The sequence below is a fragment of the Stappia sp. 28M-7 genome, from assembly GCF_014252955.1.
In the GTDB taxonomy this organism is placed as follows: domain Bacteria; phylum Pseudomonadota; class Alphaproteobacteria; order Rhizobiales; family Stappiaceae; genus Stappia.
Genome location: NZ_JACMIA010000001.1, coordinates 3,077,217 through 3,090,613 on the forward strand (window position 1 = coordinate 3,077,217; position 13,397 = coordinate 3,090,613).

At 66.5% G+C, this 13,397-nt stretch carries 14 protein-coding genes; 10 read left to right on the top strand and 4 right to left on the bottom strand.

Annotated elements, in window-relative coordinates; translation table 11 throughout:
* The first annotated feature begins 83 nt into the window (after positions 1 to 83).
* A complete protein-coding gene (locus tag H7H34_RS13625; RefSeq protein ID WP_185925513.1) occupies positions 84 to 839 on the top strand; it encodes a hypothetical protein in 756 nt (251 codons plus the stop codon).
* A 113-nt stretch (positions 840 to 952) separates the two neighbouring features.
* On the opposite strand, the gene H7H34_RS13630 is transcribed toward H7H34_RS13625, so the two are convergent.
* Entirely contained in the window at positions 953 to 1,189 is a 237-nt protein-coding gene (locus H7H34_RS13630) for a hypothetical protein (RefSeq protein WP_067334502.1), read from the bottom strand.
* A 77-nt stretch (positions 1,190 to 1,266) separates the two neighbouring features.
* A complete protein-coding gene (locus tag H7H34_RS13635) occupies positions 1,267 to 1,989 on the bottom strand; it encodes a DNA helicase (protein ID WP_185925514.1) in 723 nt (240 codons plus the stop codon).
* Between the two features lie 396 nt (positions 1,990 to 2,385).
* Between H7H34_RS13635 and H7H34_RS13640 the strand changes: the two genes are divergently transcribed.
* From H7H34_RS13640 to H7H34_RS13650, 3 genes are all read left to right on the top strand, one after another.
* Positions 2,386 to 3,003, top strand: coding sequence for an ATP-dependent Clp protease proteolytic subunit (locus H7H34_RS13640; RefSeq protein ID WP_120268312.1), 618 nt, complete (start codon positions 2,386 to 2,388; stop codon positions 3,001 to 3,003).
* 160 nt (positions 3,004 to 3,163) lie between these two features.
* Positions 3,164 to 3,994 (top strand): aldo/keto reductase, encoded by an 831-nt coding sequence (locus H7H34_RS13645; RefSeq protein ID WP_185925515.1) that lies wholly within the window; start codon positions 3,164 to 3,166, stop codon positions 3,992 to 3,994.
* 136 nt (positions 3,995 to 4,130) lie between these two features.
* Positions 4,131 to 4,478, top strand: coding sequence for a hypothetical protein (locus tag H7H34_RS13650; RefSeq protein ID WP_209006220.1), 348 nt, complete (start codon positions 4,131 to 4,133; stop codon positions 4,476 to 4,478).
* Here H7H34_RS13650 and H7H34_RS13655 read toward each other — a convergent pair whose 3' ends face one another.
* Positions 4,479 to 5,156, bottom strand: a complete 678-nt coding sequence (locus tag H7H34_RS13655) for a helix-turn-helix transcriptional regulator (RefSeq protein WP_185925516.1) — start codon at positions 5,154 to 5,156, stop codon at positions 4,479 to 4,481. It lies immediately after the preceding gene.
* Positions 5,157 to 5,511: 355 nt separating this feature from the next.
* Here H7H34_RS13655 and H7H34_RS13660 point away from each other — a divergent pair, with 355 nt between their 5' ends.
* The 6 genes from H7H34_RS13660 (at position 5,512) to H7H34_RS13685 (ending at position 12,673) form a co-directional block, all read left to right on the top strand.
* A complete protein-coding gene (locus tag H7H34_RS13660) occupies positions 5,512 to 6,108 on the top strand; it encodes a hypothetical protein (protein ID WP_185925517.1) in 597 nt (198 codons plus the stop codon).
* Between the two features lie 218 nt (positions 6,109 to 6,326).
* The gene (locus tag H7H34_RS13665) at positions 6,327 to 8,117 is read left to right on the top strand and encodes a methyl-accepting chemotaxis protein (protein ID WP_185925518.1); all 1,791 of its coding nucleotides are present in this window, start codon (positions 6,327 to 6,329) and stop codon (positions 8,115 to 8,117) included.
* A gap of 426 nt (positions 8,118 to 8,543) precedes the next feature.
* A complete protein-coding gene (locus tag H7H34_RS13670; protein WP_067216402.1) occupies positions 8,544 to 9,965 on the top strand; it encodes a circularly permuted type 2 ATP-grasp protein in 1,422 nt (473 codons plus the stop codon).
* 6 nt (positions 9,966 to 9,971) lie between these two features.
* The gene (locus H7H34_RS13675; protein ID WP_067216405.1) at positions 9,972 to 10,919 is read left to right on the top strand and encodes an alpha-E domain-containing protein; all 948 of its coding nucleotides are present in this window, start codon (positions 9,972 to 9,974) and stop codon (positions 10,917 to 10,919) included.
* A gap of 79 nt (positions 10,920 to 10,998) precedes the next feature.
* The gene (locus H7H34_RS13680; RefSeq protein ID WP_067216407.1) at positions 10,999 to 11,820 is read left to right on the top strand and encodes a transglutaminase family protein; all 822 of its coding nucleotides are present in this window, start codon (positions 10,999 to 11,001) and stop codon (positions 11,818 to 11,820) included.
* A 121-nt stretch (positions 11,821 to 11,941) separates the two neighbouring features.
* Positions 11,942 to 12,673, top strand: coding sequence for a proteasome-type protease (locus H7H34_RS13685; protein WP_067216409.1), 732 nt, complete (start codon positions 11,942 to 11,944; stop codon positions 12,671 to 12,673).
* Positions 12,674 to 12,698: 25 nt separating this feature from the next.
* Here H7H34_RS13685 and H7H34_RS13690 read toward each other — a convergent pair whose 3' ends face one another.
* On the bottom strand, positions 12,699 to 13,397 hold the full coding sequence (locus H7H34_RS13690) for an ATP-binding cassette domain-containing protein (RefSeq protein ID WP_245165077.1): 699 nt from the start codon (positions 13,395 to 13,397) through the stop codon (positions 12,699 to 12,701).

Consider the following 13,397-nt stretch of genomic DNA (forward strand, 5'->3'; position numbering starts at 1 on the left):
AAGCCCACCGCCTCTCGCAGGCACCTTGCGTCGGCATCGCTGGCCGGACATACCGGATAGGTTGCCATGTCAGGGATTTGCGGATGCTGAGAATTGCAGTTCATACTGTCTGGGTTCTGGTCCTCACGCTGCTGACCCAGATCGGCGGGCTGGCATGGCTGATCGCCCTGCCCTTCCGCAGGCGACTGGCGGTTTTTGCTCTCGCCTATGTCGCGCTGAGCGTCGGGGCGCTGTGGGCGGCCCCGCTCATGGGCCGCGTCCCGCTGAGCTGCCTTGCGAACGGGCCGCTCCAGGTCGGCTCCTGGATCTATTGCGCCCTCAACCGCAACTACGTGACACCGGCCATGCAGACCGTGCTCGTGGACACCGCAGAGGCGGTCGACGACGCGTTTCCGGGCACGCAGACGCTCGTCCTGGATGCGAACTTCCCGTTCCTGAACGGCTTTCCGCTGCTGCCTCACCTGTCGCACGACGACGGCGAAAAGGTCGATCTCGCCTTCTACTATCGCGACGCGTCCGGCTACCTGCCCGGACGGACCCGCTCGCCCATCGGCTATTTCGCCTTCGAGGACGGCCCGACGCAGTGTCCCGGCGCCTTGCTGTCGCTGCGCTGGGACTTCGCCGCGCTGCAACCGCTCTGGCCGGATCTTGCACCCGAGCCGGAGCGGCTGCGCTTCGTCGTCGGGCAGCTTGTCGCGGACGAGCGGGTCGGCAGGATCTTTCTGGAGCCGCATCTGGTCGAACGCTTCGCCCTCGCCGATCCCAAGATCCGCTTCCAGGGCTGCCGCGCCGCCCGCCACGACGACCATCTCCACTTCGACCTCAGGGCCGAGCGTTAGTTTCGCTCAACACGCCGCAGCCGACCCGCCTGCAGGAACAGGGCCTGCCCGCGCAGACTGCGGAAGGGGGCACCGGCAAGCTGCTCGCCCGTCCTCCTCCCGCATGATCGGGGCTATTTGTAGCCGTCGCTTTTCAGCTTCTTCACCCATTTCTCGAAATTCGCGGACCCGCCGGCTCCAAGTCGCTTTTGAGGTCCCGACTTGAAGAAGGAAACTCGTTCACTGAGGAAGCAGCCCGCATTCGAGCAGTTCAGGGTGTAGGATTTCCCGTCCTTCTTCAGGACGGTGTTCCCCGCCAACGCAGAGGCAGGAATGAGCAGGAGAAAGAAGACAAAAGCAATTTTTCTCATTTGACCATCCATTATTTGAAAATTACGAACACGTTAACCAAAAGACACGCGCTCGCGGGTGTCAAGGGAAATGGGAATCACTTCCCCTCGCCCCCGCATTGCACAACTCGCAGCCGTCCCGCCTGCAGAAACACCGCCCGGTCGAACAGGGAAAGATCGAGCGGATTGGGCAGGCGCAGGTCGGCAAGGTCCGGCAAGGGTTTCAGCGCCGGATCGAAGGTGCGGTCGACCTGCGAGACGAAGACGAGCACCGCGCCGGACCGCCGGGCGAAGGCGGAGAGCTCCGCGACCTGCGTCTGAAGGTCCGGCGTATCGCGCCGCTGGTCGAGGATCTGCAGGTAGTCGATCACCGCGAGCGTGCCGGGCGCGCAGCCCTGCAGCCGCCCGGTGATGCGGGCCGAGCAGATCCCGTCGGAACAATCGAGCGCGAGGAGATCCTTGAGCGCCCCCCGCGCGCCGAGCCGCTCGAGCCGCGCCTCCACCTCGCGCTCTACATATTCCAGCGTGAAGACGGCGGCGCGGTTGCCGGCCTTCATCGCCTCGACGCCCAGTTCGAGCGCCAGAAGCGTCTTGCCCTGGCCGGGACGGGCGGCGACGAGGATCATCTCGCCGGGGCGAAGGCGGGGATGGATCAGCGCGGCGGGCGAGCGCTCGGCGGCGCGCTGCGCCAGCAGGCTCCAGCGGGCATGCCCCTCGCGGGCAGCGATGCGGTCGAGCGCGGCGGCAAGGGGAATTCCCGCCTCGCGGGACAGAAGGCGCGCCTCGCGCTTGAGGCGGTAAAGGGGTGCGGACAGGTGCATGCCGGATAACTCCGTCTGCGGGCGATGAGCGCAATCCCTCCTCATGCGGCGCCCGAACGGGTGGTCCGGTGATGCGAAAGGCCCGGCATGGCACATGCTTTCCCGAAGCGGAGGGGGGAGGCGCGGGCAGCACCCGACTCGCAATCTAGCCCATTCGCCCCCGCCATGGAAATCGCCTCGAGCCGCCGCCGGGATGGCCGGGCGAGCGGCGAGGCACCGGCGCATGGCCCGCGGCCGTGCTTTCCGCTCTCCACACGCCATTCATCAAGATCGACGCGGTGCACGGCAAATTGCGAGAACCCCTTTGCCGCGAGGGCACGCATCGCCTAAGTATGGGAAACGAGACCGGGCCCGGCGGGGCCCGATTCCGTCTTCATGAAGGAGCTGATCTTGCACATGACCATCAAGCCGAACGATGTGCCGAGCCGCCTCGACGACGAGGACGACGACGAGAAGACCAAGACGCCGCCTTCGATCCAGGTCGACAAGCATCTGTTCGACGCCCGCACGGTGCTGATCACCGGCCCGATCAACCAGGAACTGGCGCGCGACGTCTGCGCCCGCCTGCTGGCGATGGCGCAGGTCTCCAACGACCCGATCACCGTGATCGTGTCCTCGCCCGGCGGCCATGTCGAGTCGGGCGACATGATCCACGACACCATCAAGTTCATCAGCCCGGAAGTGCGCATCCTCGGCATGGGCTGGGTGGCGAGCGCCGGCGCGCTGATCTACATCTCGGTGCCCAAGGAGCGCCGTTACTGCACGCCGAACACCCGCTTCCTGCTTCATCAACCGTCCGGCGGCGCCGGCGGCCAGGCTTCCGATATCGAGATCCAGGCACGCGAGATCCTCAAGATGCGCGACCGCCTGAACAAGCTCTTCGCGGCGGCCACCGGCCAGCCGATGGAGCGGATCGAGAAGGACACGGACCGCGACTACTGGATGGGCCCGGACGAGGCCATGAGCTACGGCCTGGTCGGCAAGGTCGCGGCCTCGGTCAGCGACCTCGACTGACGACCCACCGGCGCCCCCTTGCTAGAGAGGCGGCGCCGGTCCGACATTCCGGCCCGGCCGACGCTCGCCCTTCCATGCAGGAGGGGCGGGTGTCCGCCGGGCCGTTTTCGTTTGCGGGGTCCCTCCCCGCCTTTCGCGACTTCCGAACAGGAGCAGTGCCATGAACCACCATCTCACTCTCGGCGGCATCGACATCCCGGTGCTGGGGCTCGGGACCTGGCCGCTGAAGGACGAGCCGTGCCGCGACATCGTCCGCGCCGCGCTGGAAAGCGGCTGGGACCATGTGGACACGGCGGCGATGTATGCCAACGAGAAGGCGGTGGGCGCGGGCCTGCGCGCCTCGGGCCGCGCCCGCGACAGCTACCACGTGACGACCAAGGTCTGGCACGACAACCTGGACCCGGAAAAGCTGATCCGCTCCTGCGAGGACAGCCTCGACCGACTGGGGCTCGATCATGTCGACCTGTTCCTGATCCACTGGCCCAACCCGCGGGTGCCGCTGAACGAGCAGATCGAGGCGCTGCTGGAGCTGCGCCAGCGCGGCTGGACGCGCGCCGTCGGCGTTTCCAACTTCACCGCCGCCATGGTGCGCGAGGCGCAGGACCTCGCAAAGGGGCAGCTCGTCGCCAACCAGGTGGAGTACCATCCGTTCCTGTCGCAGAAGCGGGTGCGCGCGGCGCTGGAGGCCGCCGGCATGGCGCTGATCGCCTATTCGCCCATCGCCAAGGGCCGCGTCATCGGCAACGAGACGATCCGCGACATCGCCAAGCGCTACGGCAAGAGCGAGGTGCAGGTGACGCTGCGCTGGCTGCTGCAGCAGGAAAACACCATTGCCATCCCCAAGACCGGCACGCCGGCGCGGCTGGCCGAAAACGCCGCCGTCTTCGACTTCGAGCTGGACGAGGCCGAGATGGCGGCGATCTCCGCGCTCGGCAGCGCGGAGGGACGCGGCATCGACCCGGACTGGGCGCCCGACTGGGACAAGGAATAGGCCCTGCCCGCCGCCGCAAGGTCGCGTGCTGCACGCCACCGGCCTGCCATCGCTTTGCCGCGATGGCAGGCAAGACTGACAATGGGAGTGGCCCGGCGTCCGAAAGGCCGGGCGCGACAACAGGGGGAGACCCGGCATGCGCATCGACCGTTTGACGAAAGCAGGAACCGGCCTGGCCGTGGCAGCCCTTTCCGCCCTGATGCTGATGACACTTGCCCCGCAGCCGGCGGCCGCCCAGCGCCCCGACCTGAGGCGCATGAGCTGCAACCAGGCACAGGACCTCGTCGCCCGGCGCGGCGCGGTGGTGATGACCACCGGCCAGTACACCTACGAGCGCTTCGTCGCCGGCCCGCGCTGGTGCGACCACTGGGAAACCGTGCGCCCGGCGCAGGTGCGCACCCGCGACACGGGCCGCTGCATCGTCGGCTATATCTGCGAGACGCCACTGTTCTCGCCATGGGAGCGGCGCGGCGGCTGGCGCTGATCACAAGCTCGCAAGATAGTCCTCGAACCGCCGCCCGCGCTCGCTCAGTGCCCGCTCGCCCGTCTCCTCCACGGCCGTGATGCGGTCGAGGCGGAAATTGCGGAAGTCGCCGCGCTCCTCGCACCAGCCGGTCAGCAGCCAGACCTCGTCGAACACCGTGAGGCCGAGCGGGCGCACCCGCCTGCGGCTCTCCCGACCGCCGAGATCCACATAGGCGAGCTGAAGCATCCGCTGCCGGCGGATGGCACGGCGCAGCCCCGGCAGCCAGCGATTGGCGGTCTCCGCCTGCGGGCGCTCGCGCGTCACCGCGCGCAGCGGTAGGTGCAGGGCCGCCTCCCCGCCCGCATCGCCCGAGGCCGCTCCGATCTTGCCGGAAACCCGCAAGGCGGCCTCGCGCAAGGGCGCATCGCCCCGCGCCCTCACCAGCCGCATGCCGAGCGCAATCGCCTCCATCTCCTCCTCGTCGAAGCTGAGCGGGGGCAGGAAGTAACCGCGCTCCATCTGGTAGCCGATGCCCGCTTCGCCCCGCACCGGCGCCCCCATCGCCTGAAGCGTGGCCATGTCGCGGTAGATCGTGCGCGGCGACACCTCGAGCGCGCGGGCCAGTTCCTCGGCGGACACCGGGCCGCCGGCGCTGCGCAAGCGGTCGAGCAGGGAGAACAGACGAAACACCTTCATGGCGCCATCACTAGGTCGTGGACTCATAATTGTGCCGGAAACGGCGTCCGTTCGGGCAATGATATGCCAGGAGGAGCGCGATGGCCGGGGCAGCCCCCCCGGCCGAGCGATCCGACGCCGCAGATCGAAGCTCGAACGACGCCCTTCGGGTATGCCCGAACCCGCCGGCAACAGCGTCGCAAGCCCTTGAAAACCTAATGGTTTCCTGCGGCCTTGCTCCTTGTATCCGATCGGGTTCGGGCATACCGTTTCTCGACAGAATTATGAGTCCACGACCTAGCGCGTGCCCCTGACAGAAGGTGTCAGGAGCCTTGGCGTATCTCCCGCTGCGCATCACGCAGAACAGGAGCATCGCATGCAAGACCATTGCCTCGAAGTCGTCGCCTATCAGGTGGACGATCCGGCCCGCGCCGATGACGAACGCAGGCACGCGCTCGCCAAGGTCCGCTCGTTTCCCGGGTTTCTTGCCTGGACGCAGCTGACGGACACGGGCGATGCGACCCGGCGCGTCGACCTCGTCGCCTGGAAGACCAGGGATGCGGCGCTGTCGGCCGCGCGCGCGGTCGGCGAGGGAGAAGACTTCGCCGGCTTCCGCGCCACGATCAGCGGCGTTGCCAGCATGGGCCACTACGCGGCGAGCCAGCCGGCGCCGGTCGGTCTCCTTGCCGGAGACGGTATCGAGGTCGGCCGCTTCCGCCTGAAACCCGGCGTTGCGGAGGAGAACATGCGCGCGGCCCATGCCCGGATGGTGGAGCACCACCTCTCGCGCCAGCCCGGCTGGCTGGGCCAGCGGCTGGTGCGGCTCGAAAGCGGCATCTTCCTGGATATCGCCGTCGCGGACAGCCGGACACGGGCCATCGCGATCTGCAACGCCTGGCAGGGCAACGCGGAGTGCGAGGCATTTCTCGCCCTGATCGAACCGGAAAGCATGGAGTTCGGCGAACTGGTCTGAACAGACCGGCCTTCGAAGCCCGGCACAGCGGCGCGTTCCTTCGCAGGAATGCGCCGACTCAGGCTCGGTGACACCGCGCGGCTCAATGTCCTGCCTCCATAGCCGGGCAGCGCGAATAAAAGTTCTCGGTTCCTGAAACTTAGCCCGCCCCCGTTCACACATTTTTCAATTGTCACCGTCACCCTCCGTAAAGTTATCAATGCCTCGCGGAGGTTATTATGCGCATAATTACCTACATCCTTGCAGGGGGATGTGCGGCACTGGCGACGTCGGTCGCCCTGATCTACTCCGTCAACGAAACAAGTGTCGCGACGCAGCACGTCGCCGAGGCAATTGATCTCAAGTACAAATCATATCTGCTCGCAGATGAAATGCGCCAGGGCTCGGACGATCTCACGCGGCTCGCGCGAACCTATGTCGCGACAGGCGATCCCGCCTACGAGCAGCAATACAACGACATCCTCGCCATTCGGGACGGCAAGAAGCCCAAGCCGGAAGCCTATCACCGGATCTACTGGGACTTCGTTGCAGCCGGCAACGCCAAGCCCCGCCCGGACGGCCAGCCGGTCGAACTGCTCGGCGAGATGCGCGCCCTCGGCTTCACCGAGGCGGAATTCGACCTGCTGAACGAGGCCAAGAAGAATTCGGACGGTCTCGTCGCGCTTGAGGTCGAGGCGATGAATTACGTGAAGGGCCTGGACAAGGACGGCAAGCCCATCAGCGCCGACGATCCCCTCTACCCGATCCGGATGCTGCACAGCAGGCAGTATCACGAGTTCAAGGCCGGGATCATGACGCCCGTCGACAAGTTCTACCAGCTCATGGAGTCGCGTACCCAGGCAGCGGTAGACGAGGCCGAGGCGTCCAGGAGTGCGGCCCAGACGCTGCTGTTTGCCAGCGTTCTGGCAACACTCATGACGCTCGCCGGTATTGTCGGCATCGTCTATTTCCGGGTGCTGCGCAGCATGAACGGCCTCGGCGACGAGATGACGGCCGTGGCGTCCGGCGAGATCGATACCAGCATCCGCGCGCTCGGGCGCAAGGACGAGATCGGCGAGATGGCGGTTTCACTCGAGGCCTTCCGTCAGTCGCTGATCGACAAGCGGCGCATGGAGGAACGCCAGCAGGAAGAGACGGCCGCGATGAACCAGCGCCTCGTCGACGAGCGCAACCGGATCGCCAGCAGCTTTCAGGAACGTGTTTCCTCGATCTTTCGCGAGCTGGCCGGCTCCGTTCACGACCTGCAGAGCATGTCTGGTGAATTGAAGCAGTCTGCGCAGGCGACGGACACGGAGTCCCGCAGTTCGCTGGCCGCAACCAGCGAGGCAGGGTCGGCCGCACAGACCGTGGCATCGGCCACGACCGAATTGACTTCGTCGCTTGCCGAGATTTCGTCCCGCATCGCCGACGTGAAGACGCGGATCGGGTCCGCGACCGGAATGTCGTCGGAAGCGAGCGACAACATGACCCGCCTCGACCAGATGGCCGAGAGCATCGGCACCGTGGTCGGATTGATCCAGGACATCGCCGAGCAGACCAATCTCCTGGCGCTGAACGCAACGATCGAGGCGGCACGGGCCGGAGAATCCGGCAAGGGCTTCGCGGTCGTCGCCTCGGAGGTCAAGACGCTCGCCAGCCAGACCGCGCGTGCCACCGAGGATATCCGCAACCAGATCGAGGCCATCCAGACGTCCACCACGTCGTCGGTCACGTCGATCAACTCGATCAACAGCATCATGGTCGAGATCCAGGGCTTCATCGACGACCTCGCCTACTCGGTCCAGCAGCAGGAAGAGGCGACAGGCGAGATCGCCCAGGCGGCCCAGGTTTCGACGAGCAACACCGAAACCCTGACGCTCTCCGTCAACAAGGTCGGCGAAATGACGCAGGACAACAGTCTTCTGGCCGACAAGCTGCAGGAGGAAGCCGAGACGCTGAACCGGCGGGCGGGCCAATTGCAGACGGCGATCGACAGCTTCGTTTCGGAGGCAAGCGGCAAGGCAGCCTGAACGAACCGACCCAAACAACACGCGCAAGGACGGCTTCATCGCGGAGCCGTCCTTTTTTCATGGACCGTCGGGCGGCTGCATCCATGGCCGGTCTCGCGGCCGGATTTGACAGCGGCCGGAGCGCGCCAGGTCCTTTCCCGCGCAGCGTTCCCGGCGGGAATGTGCCGTTTCGCATAGCGTGAAACCTCCCGATTTGACGTAAGCCCCCTGGACGTTAAGCTTGTTGCCGCAGGGTCCGCTCCCGGTCGGTCTGCCTGCCGGGCATGCAGATGGGGGTCTTTGCTGGCGCATTTTCGGACTTGGAAGGCGCCTTGCCGGCTTGCAAACATGGGTTCCATCGGCGAGGCGCCACACCGCTTCGCCTTCAGAACGAAGACCTGACGAGAAGAACAAGACGACGTTTCGCACGAGGGGTTAGAGACACGCATGGGGGAGAGCACCATTTTCAACGAGATGCTGACCGCCGACGGCAAGCCCCGCGCGCCCTACAGGCGGCTCGCCGAATGGTTCGACACCCTGTCCCCGGCGGACATGCGCAAGAAGTCGCGCGAGGCGGAGACGATCTTCCGCCGCCTCGGCATCACCTTCGCCGTCTATGGCACGTCCGAGGCCACCGAGCGGCTGATCCCGTTCGACATCGTCCCGCGCGTGCTCTCGGCCTCCGAGTGGCGACGCCTGTCGGCTGGCATCGACCAGCGGGTGCGCGCGCTCAACGCCTTCCTCTATGACATCTACCACCGCCAGGAGATCGTGCGGGCCGGCCGGGTGCCTGCGGAGCTGATCCTGCAGAACGAGGCGTTCCTGCCGGAGATGATCGGCTTCACCCCGGCGCGCCGGGTCTATGCCCATATTATAGGCACCGACCTCGTGCGTGTCGGCGAGGACGATTTCTACGTGCTTGAGGACAACACCCGCACCCCGTCCGGCGTCTCCTACATGCTGGAGAACCGCGAGACGATGATGCGGATGTTCCCCGAGCTGTTCCAGCAGAACCGGGTGGCGCCGATCGAGCACTATCCGGACATGCTGCGCGAGACGCTGGAGAGCGTCGCGCCGGAGAACTGCGACGGCGATCCGACCGTCTGCATCCTGACGCCGGGCATCTACAACTCCGCCTATTTCGAGCATGCCTTCCTCGCCGACTCGATGGGCGTGGAGCTGTGCGAGGCGCGCGACCTCTATGTGGAGGACGGCAAGGTGTGGATGCGCACCACCCAGTCGCCGCAGCGGGTCGACGTGATCTACCGGCGCATCGACGATGCCTTCCTCGATCCGCTGACCTTCCGCCCCGACAGCATGCTCGGCGTACCGGGCCTGTTCGACGCCTACCGGGCGGGCAACGTGACGATCTGCAACGCGCCGGGCACGGGCATTGCGGACGACAAGGCGATCTATGCCTATGTGCCGGACATCATCGAGTTCTACACCGGCCAGAAGCCGATCCTGAAGAACGTGCCGACCTGGAACTGCGCCAAGCCCGACGACCTGGCCTATGTGCTGGACCGTCTGCCGGAGCTGGTGGTGAAGGAGGTGCACGGCTCGGGCGGCTACGGCATGCTGATCGGCCCGACCGCCTCCAAGCGCGAGATCGCCGAATTCTCCAAGCGGCTAAAGGCCAATCCCGCCAACTACATCGCCCAGCCGACGCTGGCGCTGTCGGCCTGCCCGACCCATGTGCAATCGGGGCTGGCTCCCCGCCATGTCGACCTCAGGCCCTATGTGCTGGTCGGAGACAAGGTGCGCATCACGCCCGGCGGACTGACCCGCGTGGCGCTGAAGAAGGGCTCCCTGGTGGTGAATTCCAGCCAGGGCGGCGGCACCAAGGACACCTGGGTTCTGGAGGACTGACGAAACATGCTCGGCCGTACCGCCGCATCCCTGTTCTGGACCTCGCGCTACAACGAGCGGGCGGAGAACATGGCCCGCCTGCTGGAGGTGGGATACCGCATTGCCATGACGCCGCGTCTGGGCCAGGACGCCGCCGACGACTGGCGTTCGACGCTGGTCAGCGCCGGCTGCGACCAGGGCTTCTTCAAGAAGCACGAGGAACTGACAAAGCGCTCCGTCGTCTCGCACATGCTGTTCGACCCGGAAAACCCCTCCTCCGTGCGCTCCTGCATCGAGGCGGCCCGCAACAACGCCCGCTCGGTGCGCACCGCCATCACCGGCGAGATGTGGGAGAGCCTGAACACGACCTATATCGACTTCATGGAAGTGCGCCCGCAGCACATGACCGACGACAAGCTGCCGGGCTTCCTGACCTGGATCAAGCAGCGCTCCATGCTGTTCCGCGGCGCCATGCTCGGCACCTTGATGCGCGACGAGGGCTACCACTTCTCGCAGTTCGGCTGCTTCATCGAGCGGGCCGACAACACCTCGCGCATCCTCGACGTGAAATACTGGATCCTGCTGCCGGACAACGAAGTGGTCGGCGGCGAGCTCGACCGGTACCAATGGTCGACGATCCTGAGGTCGGTCTCTGCCCATCGCAGCTATCGCCATGCCTATCGCGATGCGCAGATACGCCCGTTCAACATTGCCGAGTTCCTCATCCTGCGAAAGGAGATGCCGCGCTCGCTGGCCTATTGCTACGACTGGATCACCGAGAGCATGGAGGGGCTCACCCTGCGCTACGGCGAGCGGCCGATGAGCTACGACATGGCCCAGCGCACCCACGAGCTGCTGGACCAGGGAACCATGCGGCAGATCTTCCAAGGGGGACTGCACGAGTTCCTCGGCAACATGATCGCGAGAAACAACGGACTAGGCGCGCAGCTCGCCGCGGACTACCACTTCGCCTGACAGGAAACGCGAACCGAACGATCGGAAGCCGGCGGCGACAAGACGCGAAGCCGACCGAACACGAGGAAGCCCGAGAGCCATGCGCCTCAACGTCAGACATGTGACCCGCTATCGGTACGAGCACCCGCTCGCCCATATGGTCCAGCAGCTGCGCCTGACGCCGCCGAGCCTGGCCGGACAGAAGGTGATCTCCTGGACCATCGACGTGCCGGGCTACGAGCGCTCTGCCCGCTACATCGACGCCTTCGGCAATCCGGTCGCCATCGTCAGCCACCGCGAGGCGATGAGCGAGCTGACCATCGCCGTCGAGGGGCTGGTGGAAACGCAGGACCGCGCCGGCGTCGTCGGTCACCCGCGCAGCCCCGCCCCCGACAACGTGTTCTGCCGCTTCACCTCGCTGACCCGCGCCAACCCGGCGATCCGCCGGCTGGGCGCCATCGCCGAGCGCGACGGGCCGGACGCGGTCGCCGGCTTTCACGACCTGATGCACGCGATCCGCGACAAGGTCGCCTATCGCACCGGCGTCACCGAGGTGCACACCACCGCCGCCGAGGCGCTGAACGCCGGCGAAGGCGTGTGCCAGGACCACGCGCATATCTTCATCGCCGCGGCCCGCACCATCGGCGTGCCGGCGCGCTATGTCTCGGGCTACATGCTGCTGGAGGGCGGACAGGATTCGGAGGCGCATCACGCCTGGGCCGAGGTTCTGCTGCCGCAGCTCGGCTGGGTCGGCTTCGACATTTCCAACGGCATGTGCCCGACGGACCGCTACATCCGCCTCACCTGCGGGCTCGACTCGCGCTCCGCCGCGCCGATCCGCGGAATCCGCATGGGCGGGTCCGGCGAGAACATGGATGTGGAAGTGGCGGTTTCGCAGGAATCGCAGCAATCTCAGCAATAGGACCGTTGCCGGAACGGCAGCGAACCTGTCAAATCTGCCGGAGCCGGCGCAACGCGCGAATCGCCGCCGCGCGCGATCCGGCCGGGCGCGCGCCCTTCCCGTTTTCGGAGACTGCCTGATCATGACCTATTGTGTCGGTCTGAAGCTCGATCGCGGCATCGTGATGGCCGCTGACACGCGCACCAATGCCGGGCTCGACAATGTCGCCACCTTCAAGAAGCTGCATGTGTGGGAAAAGCCCGGCGACCGGGTGATCTGCATGATGGCGGCCGGCAACCTGGCCGTCACCCAGTCGGTGGTGAGCCTGCTCAGCGAGCGGCTGAAGAGCGAGGATCCGGGCCGGCCGACGCTGCATTCGGTGGACACCATGTTCCAGGCGGCGCGGCTGGTGGGCAGCGCCGTGCGCGACGTGCGCGCCATCGACGGCGAGGCGCTGGCCGCCAATTCGGAGAGCTTCAGCGTCACCTTCCTGCTGGGCGGTCAGATCAAGGGCGAGGCGCCGCGCCTCTTCCAGATCTATTCCGCCGGCAACTTCATCGAGGCCTCTGCCGACACGCCCTTCCTGCAGATCGGCGAACACAAATACGGCAAGCCGATCCTCGACCGGGTGACGCAGGCGGACATGCGCCTCGGCCAGGCCGCCAAGCTCGTGCTGCTGTCGTTCAACTCGACGCTGCGCTCGAACCTGTCGGTCGGCATGCCCATCGACATGCTGCTCTACAACACCGACAGCTTCTCCGCCCATCGCCAGACCCGCATCCGCGAGGACGATCCCTATTTCGCGGACCTGTCGCGCATGTGGTCGGAAAAGCTGCGCGACGCGGTGGCCGAGATTCCCGACTTCGAGATCTGACGCCCTTCCCTCTGCCTCACGCCGCTCACCCCTCGACGATGCGGCCGTCCTCCATCCGCACGATGCGGTCGGCAAGGTCGAGGATGCGGTTGTCGTGGGTGACCATGAGCGTGGTCGTGCCGCGCTCGCGGCCGAGCCGGCGCAGCATCTCGACGACGGCAAGCCCGCTGTCGCGGTCGAGCGCGGCGGTCGGCTCATCGGCCAGCACCACCGGCGGATTGCCGACCAGCGCACGGGCCACGGCAACGCGCTGCTTCTGCCCGCCCGACAGGTTGCCCGGCAGGTAGTCCACCCGCTCCGACAGGCCGACGAGGCCGAGCACATGGCGCGAGGCCTCGCGCCAGTCGCCGGCAACCCGGTCCCCGTGCACCGCGAGCCCCATGCGCACGTTCTGCAGCGCCGTCAGGCTTTCATGCAGGTTGTGCGCCTGGAAGATGAAGCCGAGGTCCCGCCGGCATGCGACGAGATCATCCTCGCTGGCGCCGTTGAGCTCGCGCCCGAGCAGCGCCACCGACCCGGCCTCGACCCGGCGCAGGCAGCCGATCAAGGTGAGCAGCGTGGTCTTGCCGGAGCCCGACGCACCCATCAGCACCACCAATTCGCCGTGCCGGATCTCCAGGTCGATGTCGAACAGCACCTGCTTGCGCGCTTCGCCCGTCCCGAACCAGTGATCGAGACCGCGCACGGCAATGGCCACGGACCCGGACGCCATATCGCTGCCCAT

What these genes read in the sequence shown, in the direction of transcription:
- H7H34_RS13625 (WP_185925513.1), top strand. Translation starts at nt 84, where the DNA reads ATGCTGAGAATTGCAGTTCATACTGTCTGGGTTCTGGTCCTCACGCTG.
- H7H34_RS13630 (WP_067334502.1), bottom strand. Translation starts at nt 1,189, where the DNA reads ATGAGAAAAATTGCTTTTGTCTTCTTTCTCCTGCTCATTCCTGCCTCT.
- H7H34_RS13635 (WP_185925514.1), bottom strand. Translation starts at nt 1,989, where the DNA reads ATGCACCTGTCCGCACCCCTTTACCGCCTCAAGCGCGAGGCGCGCCTT.
- H7H34_RS13640 (WP_120268312.1), top strand. Translation starts at nt 2,386, where the DNA reads ATGACCATCAAGCCGAACGATGTGCCGAGCCGCCTCGACGACGAGGAC.
- H7H34_RS13645 (WP_185925515.1), top strand. Translation starts at nt 3,164, where the DNA reads ATGAACCACCATCTCACTCTCGGCGGCATCGACATCCCGGTGCTGGGG.
- H7H34_RS13650 (WP_209006220.1), top strand. Translation starts at nt 4,131, where the DNA reads ATGCGCATCGACCGTTTGACGAAAGCAGGAACCGGCCTGGCCGTGGCA.
- H7H34_RS13655 (WP_185925516.1), bottom strand. Translation starts at nt 5,156, where the DNA reads ATGAAGGTGTTTCGTCTGTTCTCCCTGCTCGACCGCTTGCGCAGCGCC.
- H7H34_RS13660 (WP_185925517.1), top strand. Translation starts at nt 5,512, where the DNA reads ATGCAAGACCATTGCCTCGAAGTCGTCGCCTATCAGGTGGACGATCCG.
- H7H34_RS13665 (WP_185925518.1), top strand. Translation starts at nt 6,327, where the DNA reads ATGCGCATAATTACCTACATCCTTGCAGGGGGATGTGCGGCACTGGCG.
- H7H34_RS13670 (WP_067216402.1), top strand. Translation starts at nt 8,544, where the DNA reads ATGGGGGAGAGCACCATTTTCAACGAGATGCTGACCGCCGACGGCAAG.
- H7H34_RS13675 (WP_067216405.1), top strand. Translation starts at nt 9,972, where the DNA reads ATGCTCGGCCGTACCGCCGCATCCCTGTTCTGGACCTCGCGCTACAAC.
- H7H34_RS13680 (WP_067216407.1), top strand. Translation starts at nt 10,999, where the DNA reads ATGCGCCTCAACGTCAGACATGTGACCCGCTATCGGTACGAGCACCCG.
- H7H34_RS13685 (WP_067216409.1), top strand. Translation starts at nt 11,942, where the DNA reads ATGACCTATTGTGTCGGTCTGAAGCTCGATCGCGGCATCGTGATGGCC.
- H7H34_RS13690 (WP_245165077.1), bottom strand. Translation starts at nt 13,397, where the DNA reads ATGGGCAGCGATATGGCGTCCGGGTCCGTGGCCATTGCCGTGCGCGGT.